At 36.1% G+C, this 2,114-nt stretch carries 3 protein-coding genes; all 3 read right to left on the bottom strand.

What is annotated here, in order from left to right:
- Window positions 1–80: 80 nt before the first annotated feature.
- On the bottom strand, window positions 81–371 hold the full coding sequence (locus L1D50_RS22820) for an antibiotic biosynthesis monooxygenase (protein ID WP_128728396.1): 291 nt from the start codon (window positions 369–371) through the stop codon (window positions 81–83).
- Window positions 372–461: 90 nt separating this feature from the next.
- Complete coding sequence (locus L1D50_RS22825) at window positions 462–1,343, bottom strand: AraC family transcriptional regulator (protein WP_239966917.1); 882 nt, start codon at window positions 1,341–1,343, stop codon at window positions 462–464.
- Window positions 1,344–1,479: 136 nt separating this feature from the next.
- Window positions 1,480–2,114 (bottom strand): hypothetical protein (locus L1D50_RS22830; RefSeq protein WP_239966918.1); only part of this gene is annotated, 635 nt, incomplete at its 5' end.

Below are 2,114 nucleotides of genomic sequence, written 5' to 3' on the forward strand. Positions count from 1 at the left end.
CATAACGAGCCACATTTTATAGTCTTATAAATCTTACTTAAAAAGTCGCTTAGTGTTCCTCAAACGATTTTTGGGGATAACTAAACTTCTATCTTGTTAAAATACTTAATATCAGGTGGTGCACTGAGAAATGAACTCAGTTTTTCCAATACACCGTTATTATTAATGAAATTCAAATATGCTAGATGACTTTCTACCGTTAGCCACTCCTCATCCAAAAGCATTTCATCATTTTCTTCGTCATATAAAACGCTAACCTGCAAATTTCCTTTAAAACCTCTAACGTTGGGCAAGTTGTGTTCTAAAAAGGGAAGTAGGGCTTGAAATTGCTCAGGTTTTACTTGGCAGTTTAGGGTAACTCTTACACTCATCTGTTTTACTCCTTATGGTTATCTTCACTCAGACTATCTAACCTGCCGAGCACCAACTACCCAAGGAATGTCAAAACTAACGATTTTCCGTCATTTACATCGTTTTATTTGTTTTGGAGTTATACCATACTGAAGCTTGAATGCTTTGATAAAGGCTGACACATTTTCATAGCCCATTGTCAAAGCAACTTGCGTCACAGACAGCTCTTTTTCTACTAACAATATTTTAGCCTGAGATAGTTTTTTTTCTCGCAACCATTTTTGTGGTGTAACTTTGTAAGTCGCTTTGAAATCACGATTAAAGCTAGAAAGACTTCTCCCTGATAAATGCGCTAAATCACCAACAGTGAGATGAAGTACATCAAGCGTTTCTAGTAGTCGAATAAGGTTTCGCCGAGGAGGGATGCACCTTTTTGAGGATAGTACGGAATGAAAAATGGCTTGGTTGTCTTTCCAAGAAATAAGGTGGAGTAGCTCTTGCAGCTTAATGTTTAAATAAGAAGGTGATTTTATATCACCTATAATTGAATCAAAAAAAGCGCTGAAGTCATTACAACCTTCCAACAAGCAAAAGGTTGGCGCGCTATTGGGGCAATCTAAGGGCTTTTTAAGTTTACTCAAATAATCCACAACAACACTGTCATCAAAAAATACCAAGTAAGCTTTTAAGGACTCCGTTTCTTTAACGAAATCAGATTGTAGTTTTAGCCCTTGAGGGAGAAATATTGCGCTTCCTGCCTTCAACTCAATCGTGTCGTTGTCACGGTTTGTAATTACCTCACGTCCGCTTTCAATATATATCAAACATGGTGTATTGATGTAAAACTCAACGTTTACCAAGTCCCGCTCAAGACTTTTATAAAAAATAACAGAGTTTTTATGATGACTAACAACAGCCACATCTTTGATCGCAAATAGAGCTTGAGGAAGCACTAAAACACTAGATTGAGTATGTTCAAAAATTGTTTTCATTTTTATAAAAGCCGCTAAGTTTTCAGGTAGGCTTAAAGTTTACGTCTGCATAATTGACAGATAAAAGTTAGCTAAAATTGTAGCGAAAAGTGTTAAAGGGTCGCTTTGATGCACTTTATTTAAGTGTCGCTTAGCTTTACTTTGCAAACACGGCATCAAAGCTTTCACCTGAATTTAATCTATCTATGCCTTCGTAGAGTTTTTTAGGATCAATTTTTTCAAATGCGACTCTTGATGCTTGATAAGCCCAAATTTCTCGAGGAGAAAAGTCTGATAATTCCATTACTTGATTTACTTTTGAACTATCAATATTTATGTTCTCTAGTAGTAGTGGATGCCTGTAGTCTACATAAGTACCCGAGCCTTCAAGTAGCCAAGGTTTCATTTTAAAATTTTTAGTAAAAAAGTTAGCTCTATGGAACACCTCTGCATGTGCTGTCTCGTGTGCAATCACATCAATATTAATGCCTTTGGGGCCAATAAACACACACTCCCTAAATAATGAACTTCGCGCCATCCCTGTTGGGTTGAAACCAAATTTCCAGTATGTTGAGTTTTTGGACACAATATACCTTGGATTGGAGCTCATTTTACCAAAAGCTTCATCAACTCTTTTTTTTGCTTTTTGCACCAATTCAATAAAATTTCCTTGCTCTGTTTTTTTCATGGAGTCATCAGCATAAATTTCTGGGTAAGTTTCTTTAAATCCCATAAACGGTGTAATTTCACATGCAAGTGCCTCCTTGTTAAAAATGAAAATAGATAAAAAAG

This window comes from Pseudoalteromonas sp. Isolate6 (assembly GCF_022398435.1).
Classification (GTDB): domain Bacteria; phylum Pseudomonadota; class Gammaproteobacteria; order Enterobacterales; family Alteromonadaceae; genus Pseudoalteromonas; species Pseudoalteromonas galatheae.

Bases quoted from the DNA above. Each gene is read 5' to 3' on its own strand.
- L1D50_RS22820 (WP_128728396.1), bottom strand. From the start codon at position 371: ATGAGTGTAAGAGTTACCCTAAACTGCCAAGTAAAACCTGAGCAATTT.
- L1D50_RS22825 (WP_239966917.1), bottom strand. From the start codon at position 1,343: ATGAAAACAATTTTTGAACATACTCAATCTAGTGTTTTAGTGCTTCCT.